Raw genomic sequence first — 14,363 nt, 5'->3', positions numbered from 1 at the left:
GCTTCGCTTTGACAGCGAGTGACTTGGAGAAGCGCCAGGCAACCAGGCGCTTTGGCGCCTGTCGTTCGGTGCCTCGCTCAGGTCCTGCCCCGTGAGCCCGCTACCGCTGCGGCGACAAATTCCCCCCTTCGATCCGGCCAACGCTCTAAACCTCGGCTATCTCAACCGCATCTACCGGACATTCAAGGACGCTATAGATCTCAGAAATCACCTGCATCGTTGCGTCTTCGATCGTTCCTTCATTACGGCATAGAACCCAGCCGTGATCCGCAATCGCTCGTTCGAACGCGTGGGTACAAGCGACCTGTTCTTCCAGCTTATGGATGACCGTACTGCTCAGCCCGCGCTGTCGTGCCGCTGCCCTGGCCCATGAAATATCAGGGGCGGTGACAACCCCGACATGCAGGTCTGGCACTCGCACGTTTCGCTCAATGTTTAACTGTAGAATTTCTGCAAACGGGATTATCCGGCGAAACGCCGCATCAGACGGGTACCAGCGATCAATCAAGATGATGCTGCCCGGTGGCTGTTTAGTCAGCACATGCCGGGAAATCCAGGCACGGCTATCGGCAAAGCGCTCACAAACCCCCCACTCCAACTCCCGGCCGGGATTTCTGACGAGCTGGTTGACGAGGGCCATTGTTTCACCCCTGCAGGGATCGCTTTTTTTCTCACAAAGCCGGATCACCATTTTATTGTCGGCCCTCAGTACTTTCGTAACGGCCTCCAACAGCGTGGTTTTGCCGGTTCCCTTGGGCCCATCGAGTGAAACAAACAGCGGACGATTCATTTTTCAAATAACGATTGATAGACGGTTTTTTTGCCCGGTTCGTTCGCTGGAAACGCTTGGCGCGACGATGCGAATCGAGTGGAGGGACCTTATGAACAGACATTTGATGAACACTCTAACCCGGTTTCCGGTTGACGGGTCTCAAATCCAGGGTCCGGTTCTCTTTCAACCCACCAAACCTGCGTTCAATGATGTTGCGCTGGTCGCAATAGCGTCGCAGGTACTCAGCGCGGTAGCCCTTGTCCGCTTGCGACCAGCCTGGTCCATCGTGCGATTCCGCCGCTTCAGACTCGAGCGGGCGACACGATGATTTTGACGTTGTGCTCCTTGTTGTTGACCAGTTCCTCGAAGCCCTGCCCCACGATCTGCTCCAACTGAATGCGCCCCGTCACCAGCGGCGTGATATCCAGCCGACCATCAGCGATAAAGGCGATCACATCGGCGAACTCACCGTTATAGGCCAGCGCACCCAGCACCTGTTTTTCGGTAGCCACCAACTCGAAAAAGTTGAACTCGCTGGGCTCCTCGAAGATCCCCACCAGTACGCACTTGCCGGCCTTGCGGATCAGGTCGATTGCGAGCTTGGCCGTGTGTTTGTTGCCGATGCATTCGAAGCTGACATCCGCCCCGAGCCCACCCGTCAGGCGTCGCACTTCAGCCAAGGCATCGCATTCCTTGGGATCGAGCACATGGCTCGCCCCCACTTCCAGGGCCTTGGCCTTGCGCGCGCCAGACATTTCCAGAGCGATCACCTGAGCCGCACCGGCAGCCTTGGCGCACATGATGGTGCACAAGCCAATGGTGCCCGCACCCACGACGACAACGTTCTGACCGAGCAGGCTCCCGGCTTTTTTCACCGCGTGCATGCCCACCGCCAGAGGCTCGATCAGTGCCCCGGCTTCTGCTGGAAAGTTCGCCGGCAACTTGTACAACAGATTCGCCGGCACGTTGACCAGTTCGGCGAAGGCACCATTATTCATCAGTCCGGTGAAGGCCAGGTTCTCGCAGATGTTGTACAGCCCGTGGGTGCAGTAGTAGCAAGTGCCGCAATGTTGGCAGGCATCGGCCGCCACCGGTTCGCCGACGCTGAAACCCTGGACCCCGGCACCGAGCTCGACGATTTCGCCACAAAACTCGTGACCGAGAATGCACTGGCCCTTGATCCCGGTCAGGGGGTGCGGTGCGTCAACCGGTATGAACACCGGTCCGGCCACGTACTCATGCAGATCGGACCCACAAATTCCGCACCATTGCACACGGATCTGCACCCAGCCGGCCGGTGGCGCCACTGGCAGCGGAACGTCTTCGACACGGATATCGTGACGGCCGTGCCAGACAGCGGCACGCATACTGCGTTGAGGATTGATTGGAAGGCTCATAGCGACATCTCCTTGAAATAGTTGCTCCTGGCAGCCCGCGAGAGGCCACCAGGAGGGGCGTCAGTGCTGTTGCACAAACTTTAGAATCAATGGGTTGACTTGCTCGGCCGCTTCCATCTGCACCATGTGTGCCTGACCAGGCAGGACCTCGACCTGGGCCTTCAGCCCGGTGCTATGGTTTACTGGAATAATCGCGTCGTCACTGCCCCAGATCAGCAATACCGGCTGCTGGCCGTCCTGCACCACGCCCCGCAGATCGAGCTGTTGCGATCCATCTTTGAACAAGCCTGATACCAGCAGGCGCAGGGCCGCGCCCACGCCTTCCAGGCGCTTGTACTTGAGCATGTCTTCGAGCATCTGCCGGTTGACCAGATCGGGATTGGAGAACAGTTTCACCAACTGTGGCTTGAGGGCATTGCGGTTGGTCGCCTCGACAAAACCTTCCAGGTAATCACCGTTGATGCCCTCCCCCAGACCCGCGCTGCCGATCAAGGTCAAGGTCCGTACCCGTTGCGGTGCCAGACGCGCCAGGTTCAGCGACACCGCTCCGCCCATGGAGTGACCCACCAGATGCGCGGCGGGAATGTCCAGGTGATCAAGCAACGCGAGCACTGCGCTGCTCAGCTCATCCAGGTCTCCGCGCTCCAGCTGTTTGGTCGACTCGCCATGGCCCGGCAGGTCCAGAGCAATCACCCGACGCCCGGCGGCCAATGCTTCGTGGTTGAACATCCAGTTGTTCAGGTCACCGCCAAAGCCGTGCACCAGTACCAACGGCACCCCGCCTTCGCCGCGCTCGAAGTAACGGATCAACCGCCCGTCCAGCTCGACCTTTTGCGGCTTCGGCCCCAGGTCTTCCTCGGCACTGCCCCCGGGCACGAACGTGGCCTGAAACTGTTCGATAACCGCATCGATCTCGACCTCGCTGGCCTCGCCATCGACCACGATACCGAGCAACGCCCCCACCGCGAGGGTTTCATCCTGGCGGGCGATCTGCCGACGAAGCACCCCGGAAAAAGGCGCTTCGACACTGCTGGAGATTTTGTCGGTTTCGACGTCCAGCACTTCGTCGCCCTTGGCGATGGCCTGGCCCTCCTCCTTGAGCCAGACATCGACCCGGCCCTCAGTCATGGACAGGCCCCACTTGGGCATGGTCAACGTATGGATCTGGCTCATGAACGCTTGCTCCACTCGATCAGCTTGAGCACGGCGTTCTCGATCTTCGCCGCGTCGGGAATGTAGAGGTCTTCCAGAGCGTCGGAGAACGGAACCGGCGTATGCGGTGCAGTCACCATCTCGATCGGTGCCTTGAGCGAGGCGAATGCTTTTTGCGCCACCAAAGCCGAAATATCAGTCGCCATGGAGCAGCGCGGGTTGGCTTCGTCGATGACCACCAGGCGTCCGGTCTTCTCCACACTTTCCAAAATACTGTCTTCGTCCAGCGGGCTGGTGGTGCGCAGGTCGATCACCTCGCAGTCGATGCCACGCGCGGCCAGATTGCGGGCGGCGTCCATTGCGGTGTTGACCGTACGGCCATAGGAGACCAGCGTCACATCCTTGCCGTCACGCAGGAAATTGGCTTCGCCGAAAGGGATGGTATAGAGCTCTTCCGGTACTTCACCCTGCATGCTGTAGAGCATTTTGTGTTCACAGAAAATCACCGGATCGTTGTCGCGGATCGCCTGGATAAGCAACCCCTTGGCGTCATAAGGAGACGACGGGCAGACCACTTTCAGCCCCGGAATGTGGGTCCACAACGAAGTCAGCATCTGCGAGTGCTGGGCGGCGGCCCGCAACCCGGCACCGACCATCGTGCGGATCACCAGTGGCGTGGCCGCCTTGCCACCGAACATGTAGCGAAACTTGGCCGCCTGATTGAGGATCTGGTCCAGGCAGCAACCGGCGAAATCGACGAACATCAACTCACACACCGGGCGCACGCCACAGGTCGCGGCGCCCACGGCTGCACCGACATAGCCCAACTCCGACAAAGGCGTGTCCAGCACGCGCCCGGGGAATTGGTGATAGAGGCCCTTGGTCACGCCCAGCACCCCGCCCCAGGCATCGTTTTCACCGGGGGCACCGGCACCGCCGGCGACGTCCTCCCCCATGATGAATACGCTGGGATCGCGGCGCATTTCCTGGGCCAGCGCTTCGTTGATTGCCTGCTGATAACTGATTTTTCTCGCCATGATGAAGGTCTCGATTCTTGTTATAGGGGGCGTTCAGGGATAGGAAACGTAGACGTCGGAAAGCAGATCGGCCGCGCTCGGCTTGGGGTCGGACTTGGCCTTGCGCACGGCGTTCTCGATCAGCAGGTCCACCTCGCTGTCGATCTGGTCCAACTGGCTGGCCTGCACCCGCCCGGCGCGGGTGACGCGGTCACGGAACTGCATCAAACAGTCGTTGTGTTCGCGGAAATGCTTGACCTCGTCCGGCGCCCGATAGGTCTGGGCGTCGCCCTCAAAGTGACCGTAATAGCGCGTCAGCTTGACCTCGATCAGCGACGGCCCCTCCCCAGCCCTGGCCCGCTCCACGGCGGCACCGGCGGCTTCGTGAACGGCGAAGAAGTCGAAGCCGTCCACGGTGACGCCGGGCATGCCGAAGCCGGCTGCGCGGTCGGCGATGTGGTCGCAGGCCACCGACCAGTTGGAGGCCGTGGCTTCGGCGTAACCGTTGTTCTCGGCAATGAACAGGCACGGCAGATTCCACACCGAGGCCATGTTCATCGCTTCGAACACCGCCCCTTCGTTGGAACCACCGTCACCAAAGAACACCACCGCAACACTGTCAGTCCCCTTGAGTTTGGCGGCCAGGGCCGCGCCCACGACCAGCGGCGCTCCGGCCCCCACAATGCCGTTGGCACCGAGCATGCCCTTCTCGAAATCGGCGATGTGCATGGAGCCGCCCTTGCCTTGGCAGACCCCGGTTTTCTTGCCGTAGATCTCGGCCATCATTCCGTACACATCGACGCCTTTGGCGATGCAGTGGCCGTGACCACGGTGGTTGGAGGCAATGCAATCGTCATCACCCAAGTGGGCCATGACCCCGGCGGCCGAGGCTTCTTCGCCGGCGTACAGATGGACAAAACCGGGAATCTCACCGGTGGCGAATTCCACGTGCAGGCGCTCTTCAAAGACGCGGATGGTGCGCATCACCTGATAGGCATGCAGCAATTGATCAGCGGTCAGCTGTGTCGACATTTTTATTCTCCAGGGTGTCTTGTGGTTCAAGGTTCAGAGGGTGTTGCGGGTGCTCGCGGCCGATGGCCAGTAGTCGCTGTTGCGCGGCATGGGCCAGGGTCGCATTGACATCGATGCTCAGCGGACCGCCGGCATCGAGCGTGACCGTGGGCCGGTCATGGGCGTTGAATTCGATCTCGCGCTCGCCATCCAGGGCGAGGGTTCCGCTGGCCAGGCACAGACGATGGGCGACCCCGGGTTCAAGGCTTCCGGCCGCGAGCACACCGCAGCCTTGCAGCAGGCCCGGCGCCAGCGGCACCAACAGCGCTTCGGGCGATCGCGCATCGAGTCGCATCCAGGCCCCGCCAGGCGCCTGGCGTGACACGGGGAACCACAAGCCGCAAAGGGCCGAGATGCCAATGGATTGAGGTTCGGCGAAAGTCACGAACACCTCGGCCAGATCGGTCCCGCGACTGATGGCCCGTGCGCCGACAAAGGGCAGCGAGGACACCGCCACGTCCACCAGGGCCATTTCGCACAGGCCACGACTCGGCTCGCGCACCAGCAAGCGTTTGTTGCGGCGCAAGGCGATCCCGGGCGGGATCCGCCCACTGACAAACAGTCCGCCGGCCAACCCGGCGCTGGTGGCTTCACGTAATTCCGGGAAGGCGTTATTGGTGCCGGTGGACAGCGTCAGCAGCGGAATGTCGCCCACTTCAGCGGCCACCGCCTTGTGAGTGCCGTCACCGCCCAGCACGGCAATCAGCGCAACGCCGCGTTCGGCCATCCAGCGTGCCGCGAGGCGGGTGTCCTCGACGCTTTGGCGCAGGGTCAGGTCGAGGAACTCCAGGGCCGGCCAGTGACTGCTGCGCGCCTGGCGGCCGTGGCTGTTTTTCAGCACGGCGGCGGCAATGCCAGTCATGTCCGTGGGCATCAGCACCCGGTCGACACCCGTGGCGCCAAAGGCCGCCAGCAAGCGCTGGATCACCGAGACCTTGTCGGTGCTGGAAAACAACCCGGCGTTGGCCGTCAGTCGCCGCACGTCGCGGCCGGAGGCCGGGTTGGCAATGATGCCTACGGTCAGCGGCGCACGACTCATGACGCCACCAACGGCAGATCAGGGAAAGGGTTTGGGCAGGACATCGGGCACCTCTTTTTATTATTGGGTGGCCAGTCGGGCTGGTTGCCAGAGCAAGAGCAAGGCCGGTGCCAAGTCTGCAAAAACGCCTGCATAACCGCGCCGTAGAGCGTTCCGGTGGTCACCCAGGGATGACCGGAATCCATCCCGGATGAGACGCGTCATGTCAGGCTGCACGAGGTGGCGGCGAGACCGTGAGACGTCGCGTCTCACCGCCGGCCCCGGTTGACCCGACACTTGTCTGTGGCCAATGAACGGCGCTTAATAGCCGCACAACTAAAAGAAGATGGAACCGGAGGCCTTAATGCTTTCCGCACACTCAAAGGCGCATGTGGATTGCGTCAGCCGTGTTTTGAAGAATGCCGGGCACCTGCCGCAACTGCCCGTGTCGGACCTGATTCTCGACTCCTGGCGGCGCTCCATGGAGCAACACCACCTGGATCCCGGCTCGCTACAAGGACCACGGATCCTCTCGCAGAACGTGTTGCAGGAATGCCGCGAGCGCTCCGAGTTGTTCTTGCGCATCGCCAGTGAAGAAGTCGCCCGCCTCCACGGTCGGGTCCGCGATGCCGACTACTGCGTCCTGCTCACAGACGCTCAGGGCCAGACCATCGATTACCGCGTCGAAACCTCCATTCGCAATGACTGCCGCAAGGCCGGTCTTTACCTCGGCACCTGCTGGTCGGAGGGTGAGGAAGGTACGTGTGGCGTGGCGGCGGTACTGACTGCGCGAACGCCGGTCACTGTTCACAAACGCGATCATTTTCGCGCCGCGTTTATCGGACTCACCTGCTCTGCCGCGCCGGTCTTCGACCCCAAGGGCGAACTGCTCGGGGTGCTCGATGTGTCGGCGGTGCGCTCACCCGACGACCGCCGCTCCCAACACCTGATCCGGCAGATGGTGGTGCAGAGCGCGCGTGAAATCGAACAGGCATTCTTCATGAGCAGCGCCCAGGGTTACTGGGTGCTGCGGGCCCACGGCAGCCCGGGCTACGTCGACAGTCAACCCGATTACTTGCTCGCCTGGGACGACGACGGCTGCTTGCAGGCCTTGAACCCCGCTGCGCGGCAATGGCTGTTGCACAGTTTTGGTCAACTGCCGGAACACATTGGCCAGGTGTTCGATCAGCAGTTGCTGCATCGGATCAGTGACGAGTCGCTGTGCCTGTTGCACAGCCAGGTTGGCCACACGCAATTGCACGGTCGCCTGAACGTGCCACGGCGGGTGAAACGTAACGCTCCGCGACTGGCACTGACACCCGCCGAACTCGACCCGCGACTGGGAGAAAGCCTGCGCCTTGCCGTGCGGGTTAAAGACCGCAACCTGCCGGTGCTGATCCAGGGCGAGACCGGCTCCGGCAAGGAAGTCTTCGCCCGTCAGCTGCACCAGGCCAGTCAGCGCCGCGAGCGGCCGTTCGTTGCGGTGAACTGCGCGGCGATCCCCGAGAACCTGATCGAAAGCGAATTATTTGGCTATGTCGCCGGTGCCTTCACCGGTGCCTTGAGCAAGGGCATGCAAGGCCTGCTGGAACAAGCCGATGGCGGCACTCTGTTTCTCGATGAAATCGGCGACATGCCCCTGCCCTTGCAAACCCGGCTGCTGCGGGTGCTGGCGGAGGGTGAGGTGGCGCCTCTGGGAGCTTCACGCAGCAGAGCGATCGACCTTCAGGTCGTCTGCGCGAGCCACCGCGATCTGGAAGGATTGGTCGCCGCGGGCGAGTTTCGCGAAGACCTCTTCTTTCGTTTGAATGGTGCACGCTTCCAGTTACCGCCTTTGCGCGAGCGCAGTGACCGGCTGGCGCTGATCAACCGGATTCTCGCTGAAGAATCGACGCTGTGCGCGGAACGGATGCAACTGGGCGGTGCGGCTCTGGAATGCCTGCTTGGCTACCGCTGGCCAGGTAACGTTCGCCAGTTACGGAACGTACTGCGTTATGCCTGTGCGGTGTGCGATTCAAACCTGATTCAGGTCAGCCATTTGCCCGAGCAACTGCAGCATCACAGACTTGATGGCCCCACCAATGATGGCTGCACGAGCCCGGAACGCCAGGCGCTGCTCGACGCCCTGGTCCGCCACCGCTGGAAACCCACCGCCGCTGCCAAGGCATTGGGCATTTCCCGGGCAACCCTGTATCGGCGGGTGCATCAACACGGCATCGACATGCCTGGCAGAAGCCAGGTGTAAAGCCTGGGTGTCCTGGCAAACCGCTGTAACGAGCGCTGTATCGACCCGTTCAACGGACATGCGCTCATCACTGCCAGTGCGCACACAGTTTGACCAGCTCATCGACCGCCTACCTGACCTTCGGCCGCAGATGCGACACCTTGAGCCACACGGCATGCACGCTATAACAAGAATCCGGCCGATCGCTGGCTTCGCCAGTTGATGTTTGAGCTGTTTTCCGATCAAGACGCCTGAGCCGCGACGCCGACGCAGGATTTTTGTTCAAAAGCGATGCGGCAGCCATTGGGTCCCACCCGGGTGCTCGAACTGTCGAAAATAGGCCTTGGTGCCGTCGATTTCATCCAGCAACTCATGACTCGCTTGTGCCCTGATACAGGCTTCAGTCGCGTTAGCGAGCGTATCGCGGGATGTTGGTTTTTGATCCGGATCGGATGCTGCCCTGCACCTTTCAGCCGCAAACAAATCAATTCTGGCTATCCCCTGAGGCAGCAGTCGATCACGTTGATCAAAAGCAAAGTGGGCCGACACAACGAGTATGCCTGCTGCCAGAGCCAACCCGCCCATTAACGCGGGACATGACGCCAGGTGCGCAATCGCTTGCCATCGTAAACGACGCATTTTTCACTGCGCCTTTCGCTGAACAGCGGCCTCTGCGCCTGCGATACGTCCCAACACCGATCCCGATGTCAGCCCCGCCCCGCCGGCGTACTTGACGTAGTAGAGATTGCCCACCAACTCGCCTGCGGCGTAGAGCCCGTCGATCGGTCGATCCTCTTCGTCCAGCACCTGAGCCTGGCTGTTGACCTTCAAACCGCCGAACGTGAACGTGATGCCACAGGTGACCGCGTAGGCCACGAAGGGCGGACGATCCAGGGGATTGGCCCAGTTCGACTTGGGCAATGCCAGGCCTTGCGTCGCTCGACCGTCACGAATGGCCGGATTGAATGGCACATCGAGCTGCACGGCAGCGTTGTAGGTCTGCAGTGTTTGCAGCAGCGCGTTGCCGTTGACCCCCTCCATCTGCTCGACCAGCCCTTGCAGCGTGTCTGCCTGCAGGCGCGTCACCTGACGGACCCGATACTCATCGGGCAGCAGGTGGTGGCTGTGCTGGTCAAAGATCTGCCAGGCCACGCCCCCCGGTTGCGCCATGACGCTGGCGCCCATGCTGGAGTAGGTGTAGTTGCGAAAATCCTGGCCCTCATCAACAAAACGTTTGCCGTGCGCATTGACCACTACACCCAGGTGGAAGTAGTTTTTCTGCTGGTTCAGGCGGCTGAGGTCGCCCATCTGCGGCGCGTTGACGTCATAGAACACTGCATGGCAACCGGACCAGTTTCCGTGCGCGACGGCGCCCACCTCCATGGCCATGCGAATCCCGTCACCGGTGTTGTAGCGCGACCCACGGACTTTGGCCAAATCCCATCCCGGCCCCAGGTACTTGGTGCGCCACTCCAGGTTGGCATGAAAGCCGCCGGTGGCGAGGACCAGCGAGCGTGTGCAAAACTGCCGACCGTCCGCACAATCGAGTTGCCACAAGCCGTCTGGGTGGCGGCTGATGCGCTGAGTACGGCAGCCGTAGAAAACCTCCACCGCTTCCTTTTCGACGCGACGAAACAGGGCGTCGACCAAGCCCAGGCCGCCGCCGGAAACCTCGATGGTCAGGCCACCCCAAAAGCGATACTTACCCTCGACCATGAATGCCTGACGCCCATAGATCGGCATGAAACGTACGCCCTTTCCGGTCATCCAGTGCAAGGTTTCCAGGCTCTGCGACACCACCGTGTCCAGCACTTCGGGATCAGAGCGGTATTGACTCATCGAGGCCAGCTCGGCAAAAAAATCATCCTGGCTGTAGGCACCGAAATCGCTGTTTTGCACCTCGGAATCCAACAGGTCCGGCATCAGCCGGCGCAAGTCGTCCACTCCCCGGTAGGCCACGCGAAACGCGCCGCCGGTATGGGCCGAGTTTCCGCCCCGCTGTTCCTGCGGCGCACGTTCGAGCAAGGCCACTCGGGCCCCTTGCTCGCAGGCTGAAAGGGCCGCGCAAAGCCCGGCATTGCCACTGCCCAGCACGATAACGTCATAAGGCTGCATATCCGCTCCTGATCATTGAAAGGCGTGCGTGATTATCAACAGAAGCGTGCGAGCGGATTGAGCCCGCACGGTCAAAGGGGCTTTTCAGCAAAACCGTAAAGTGGCGCACGACTCAACGTGCGCAGGCAGCGGATTTATGGCGCGGGCAGTGCGTCGGGAAGCAACAGCAGTCGATCCCCGGCAAACGCTCCGACGAACACATCCCGACCGACCTGCAGTGCTGTCGACGCGCCGAACAACACCCCCTCTTGAACGCGCAGCAGTTCATGACGGGTGCCATTTCGCGGATCGATCAACGCCACCACCGATGCACTGGGGCAGAACTCGTCGTGGCTGAGGAAACACCGGCGAAACGTCTGCGCATCCGGCACGCCCGCCGCCAGCAAATGCCCGTCCAATGTCCAGCTGAGGTTGTCAGGTAGAAAGTCCAGTGCGACCTTGCGTACGACTTTTTGCTGTTGCAGGTCGTACTGCCAGACTCCGTTGCCAGGCCAGGCCGAAAACCATACCGATTGGCCGTCCTGGCTGACTTGAACGCCGTTGGGCGCGGGAGCTTCGCTGGCAGTCAGGCGATGTAGCCCATGGGCGGAACTCCAGGCGAGCAAGTGTCCCGTCGCGCGACCATCCAGCAGCTGTTCCAGATGCGGATCAGCCTTCATGGCACTGAAGCTGAACATCGCCGTCACCACGAAACCGCCGTCAGGGGTGGCCGCGACATCGTTAAGCATACTGGCGTCGTGGCTCTCCACGCAGCCGCGCCAGATAGCCTTCCAGCCGTTGCCATCGCGCACCGGTTCTAGAAACTCCACCGCCTCGCGACCGTTATGGTTGACCACCAGCAACTGCGCGCGGCCATCGGCTCGCGTGGACAGGTGAATGCCGTGAGCGCCCAGGGCAGCCAATGGCGCCTTGCACGACGCCTCTCCCCAACCCGGCTCAATCTGAGACTCGATGAGCATGTCGCTGACCTGGCGTGAAGCAAGGTCCATGATGCGCAGCCGACTGCGATGGCTGTTGGTCAAGCCGGGCGTGGTGCTAAGAAACAGGAAGCCGCCGTCCGGCGACCGTTCCAGATCCTCGGGCGGTGCCATGCCGCAGATCGGCGTGTAACCGTTTCCCGCCGCACAGGCGGGTACCTGCTGTGTGGCATGGGACGACACACTGGCAGCCAAGGCCAGGGCAACGCCCAACCAACGTAATTGAGTCATGGGCAAACCCCGATGTTGTTTGAGTCATGGGTTCGTTGGAGGAGTAAAAGCGAGGACTTTCGAAGGGCTGTCGTTGACGCCTTGCCTCTCGCCGCGATGGTAGCGAGAGGCAGGCCTCACGATTTAGTGCTTGAGGAAATCGATCACCAGTCGGTTGAACGCATCAGCGTGCTCCCACTGGGCCCAATGGCCGCATTGACTGAACACATGCAGGCGCGCGTCAGGCAGGCCGTTAAGCAGCTTCAGGCTCCAGTCGATCGGTACGAAGCGGTCGTCGCGGCCCCAGGTAATCAGGGTCGGGTGCTTGATGTCGGGCAAGTTGGCAGTGAAATCGCCCATCTGGAACTTGCTCAAATCGATGCTCTTGAGAAAATTTTCCAGGTGTTGAGGGTTGGCCAGAATACTTTTGTGACGCAGGTTGATCAGTTCCTCGGTGAGGGCGCTGGAGTCGTAGACAAACACGTCGAGCATCTTCTTCAGGTTTTCAAGGCTCGGGTCGCGGTACACCCCGAACAGCAACTTGATGCCTTCCATCGGCAGTGGCGTGAACAGGCTGGTGCGCCCTACTCCGCCCGACCCCATCAGGATCATCCTGTCCAGGCGCTCCGGGTATTGCACGGCAAAGCCCAACGCGCTGCCGCCGCCCATGGAGTTACCCACCAGGTGCGCCTTATCGATGTCCAGGGCATCCATCAAGGACTTGATCGCCCGGGCGTTGATGACAAAACGTGGTTCGGCCGTCACCAGCGGATCGGACTTGCCGAAGCCTGGGCAGTCCATGAGGATCACCCGGTAGCCTGCATCGACAAAAGCATCGACGTTGCGGTGGAAGTTGGCCCACCCGGTTGCACCGGCACCAGAGCCATGGACCATAATCACGACCGGCCCTTCACCGGCCTCGTTGTAATGCATTTTCCACTCAGGGGTCTGCACGAATTTACTGGTGTTTTCTTGGGTGAATCGACTCATGGAAATTAGTCCTTGTTATTGGGGGTGAAGTGGCAGCGAACACCGCGCAACACGCGGATGTCCTGGGAAAAGCTGCCTTTGTATTTGAAGAGAGCAACGACTGTGCCAGTCCGTTTGCGGAGCCTGATAATTAGAATAAATCCATATTTATCAATTAATTAAGCGTGGGCACCGCAACCTCTAAAGCACTGTCCGGTGGGTTCGCCTCGCGAACGCATTCAGAAGTTTTTGAAGGTTCATGAAAATCGACATGAAAAACATGAATCCGCCGAACTCGCTGTTGTGATCTCAATCAGGAGTGAACCCTGTGGGAGCGAGCCTGCTCGCGATGGCTATGGCTCAGTCAACGAGGAGGTTGAAGGTCATGGCCCTATCGCGAGCAGGCTCGCTCCTAAAGTTTTTGAGGTGCTAACGCTTGAGCAGATCCAGCGCCACGTCGACGATCATGTCCTCCTGGCCACCGACCATCCGGCGCTTGCCCAGCTCGACGAGGATGTCGAGGGTCTTGAGGCCGTACTTCGCCGCAGCGATTTCGGCGTGGCGCAGGAAGCTCGAATAGACCCCGGCATAACCCAGGGCCAGGGTTTCGCGGTCGACCCGCACCGGCCGATCCTGCAACGGGCGCACGATGTCGTCCGCCGCGTCCATCAGCGTGTACAGGTCGGTGCCGTGGTTCCAGCCCAGGCGCTCGGCGGCGGCGATGAACACTTCCAGCGGCGCATTGCCGGCACCCGCCCCCATGCCGGCAAGACTGGCGTCGATGCGGTCGCAACCTTCCTCGACGGCCGTGATCGAGTTGGCCACGCCGAGCGACAGGTTGTGGTGCGCGTGCATGCCGGTTTCGGTTTCCGGTTTGAGCACGGCTTTAAAGGCACGGAAGCGATCACGGATGTCCTGCATGTTCATCGCGCCACCGGAGTCGGCCATGTACACGCAGGTCGCGCCGTAGCTTTCCATCAACTTGGCCTGGGCGGCGAGCTGCTCGGCCGGGATCATGTGGCTCATCATCAGGAAACCGACGGTGTCCATGCCCAGCTCGCGGGCGTATTCGATGTGCTGTTTCGACACGTCGGCTTCGGTGCAATGGGTGGCGATGCGCACCACTCGGGCTCCAGCGTTGTAGGCCGCCTTCAGGTCATGCACCGTGCCGATGCCAGGCAGCAGCAACGTCGTGATTTTCGCGTGACTGATCACATCGGCCGCCGCTTCGATCCATTCCAGATCGGTGTGCGCGGCGAAGCCATAGTTGAAGCTCGACCCTTGCAGGCCATCGCCGTGGGCGACTTCGATCGAGTCGACTTTCGCCTTGTCCAGGGCGCGCGCAATGTCCTGCACGTTTTGCAGGGAATACTGATGACGCACCGCATGGCTGCCGTCGCGCAGGGTCACGTCGGAGATGTAGATTTTCTTACCGTTCATGT

General features: G+C 61.1%; 12 protein-coding genes. 1 reads left to right on the top strand and 11 read right to left on the bottom strand.

What is annotated here, in order from left to right:
• Nucleotides 1-145: 145 nt before the first annotated feature.
• The 6 genes from GQ39_RS09030 to GQ39_RS09005 all read right to left on the bottom strand — a co-directional run bounded on the left by GQ39_RS09030 (nt 146) and on the right by GQ39_RS09005 (nt 6,447).
• Entirely contained in the window at nt 146-790 is a 645-nt protein-coding gene (locus GQ39_RS09030) for a dTMP kinase (protein WP_047529016.1), read from the bottom strand.
• A gap of 284 nt (nt 791-1,074) precedes the next feature.
• Nucleotides 1,075-2,139, bottom strand: a complete 1,065-nt coding sequence (locus GQ39_RS09025; protein WP_236693142.1) for a 2,3-butanediol dehydrogenase — start codon at nt 2,137-2,139, stop codon at nt 1,075-1,077.
• A gap of 90 nt (nt 2,140-2,229) precedes the next feature.
• Nucleotides 2,230-3,342 carry an acetoin dehydrogenase dihydrolipoyllysine-residue acetyltransferase subunit gene (locus GQ39_RS09020; RefSeq protein WP_047529012.1) on the bottom strand — a complete coding sequence of 371 codons (1,113 nt, stop codon included), beginning with the start codon at nt 3,340-3,342 and terminating at the stop codon, nt 2,230-2,232.
• Nucleotides 3,339-4,358, bottom strand: a complete 1,020-nt coding sequence (locus tag GQ39_RS09015; RefSeq protein WP_047529010.1) for an alpha-ketoacid dehydrogenase subunit beta — start codon at nt 4,356-4,358, stop codon at nt 3,339-3,341. Before GQ39_RS09015 ends, GQ39_RS09020 begins: the two co-directional genes overlap by 4 nt.
• Before the next feature lie 33 nt (nt 4,359-4,391).
• Nucleotides 4,392-5,369 carry a thiamine pyrophosphate-dependent dehydrogenase E1 component subunit alpha gene (locus GQ39_RS09010; RefSeq protein ID WP_047529008.1) on the bottom strand — a complete coding sequence of 326 codons (978 nt, stop codon included), beginning with the start codon at nt 5,367-5,369 and terminating at the stop codon, nt 4,392-4,394.
• Entirely contained in the window at nt 5,347-6,447 is a 1,101-nt protein-coding gene (locus tag GQ39_RS09005; protein ID WP_047529007.1) for an ATP-NAD kinase family protein, read from the bottom strand. Before GQ39_RS09005 ends, GQ39_RS09010 begins: the two co-directional genes overlap by 23 nt.
• A gap of 343 nt (nt 6,448-6,790) precedes the next feature.
• On the opposite strand from GQ39_RS09005, the gene GQ39_RS09000 reads away from it, so the two are divergent.
• A complete protein-coding gene (locus GQ39_RS09000; protein ID WP_047529005.1) occupies nt 6,791-8,671 on the top strand; it encodes a sigma-54-dependent Fis family transcriptional regulator in 1,881 nt (626 codons plus the stop codon).
• A 261-nt stretch (nt 8,672-8,932) separates the two neighbouring features.
• Here the strand turns inward: GQ39_RS09000 and GQ39_RS32335 are convergent, their stop codons facing one another.
• The 5 genes from GQ39_RS32335 to dmpG all read right to left on the bottom strand — a co-directional run bounded on the left by GQ39_RS32335 (nt 8,933) and on the right by dmpG (nt 14,361).
• Complete coding sequence (locus GQ39_RS32335) at nt 8,933-9,289, bottom strand: hypothetical protein (protein ID WP_139213585.1); 357 nt, start codon at nt 9,287-9,289, stop codon at nt 8,933-8,935.
• 3 nt (nt 9,290-9,292) lie between these two features.
• A complete protein-coding gene (tcuA, locus tag GQ39_RS08995; RefSeq protein ID WP_047529003.1) occupies nt 9,293-10,765 on the bottom strand; it encodes an FAD-dependent tricarballylate dehydrogenase TcuA in 1,473 nt (490 codons plus the stop codon).
• Between the two features lie 134 nt (nt 10,766-10,899).
• Nucleotides 10,900-11,973 carry an SMP-30/gluconolactonase/LRE family protein gene (locus GQ39_RS08990; protein ID WP_047529001.1) on the bottom strand — a complete coding sequence of 358 codons (1,074 nt, stop codon included), beginning with the start codon at nt 11,971-11,973 and terminating at the stop codon, nt 10,900-10,902.
• Nucleotides 11,974-12,096: 123 nt separating this feature from the next.
• Entirely contained in the window at nt 12,097-12,942 is an 846-nt protein-coding gene (locus GQ39_RS08985) for an alpha/beta fold hydrolase (protein WP_047528999.1), read from the bottom strand.
• 408 nt (nt 12,943-13,350) lie between these two features.
• Nucleotides 13,351-14,361: a 4-hydroxy-2-oxovalerate aldolase gene (dmpG, locus tag GQ39_RS08980; protein ID WP_047528997.1), complete on the bottom strand. Its 1,011-nt coding sequence runs from the start codon at nt 14,359-14,361 to the stop codon at nt 13,351-13,353.
• Nucleotides 14,362-14,363 lie beyond the last annotated feature (2 nt).

Source organism: Pseudomonas sp. 11/12A (assembly GCF_000800055.1).
Lineage (GTDB): Bacteria > Pseudomonadota > Gammaproteobacteria > Pseudomonadales > Pseudomonadaceae > Aquipseudomonas > Aquipseudomonas mohnii.
The sequence above is the reverse complement of the archived record's forward strand: the minus strand, read 5'-3'. Positions and strand labels throughout refer to the sequence as shown.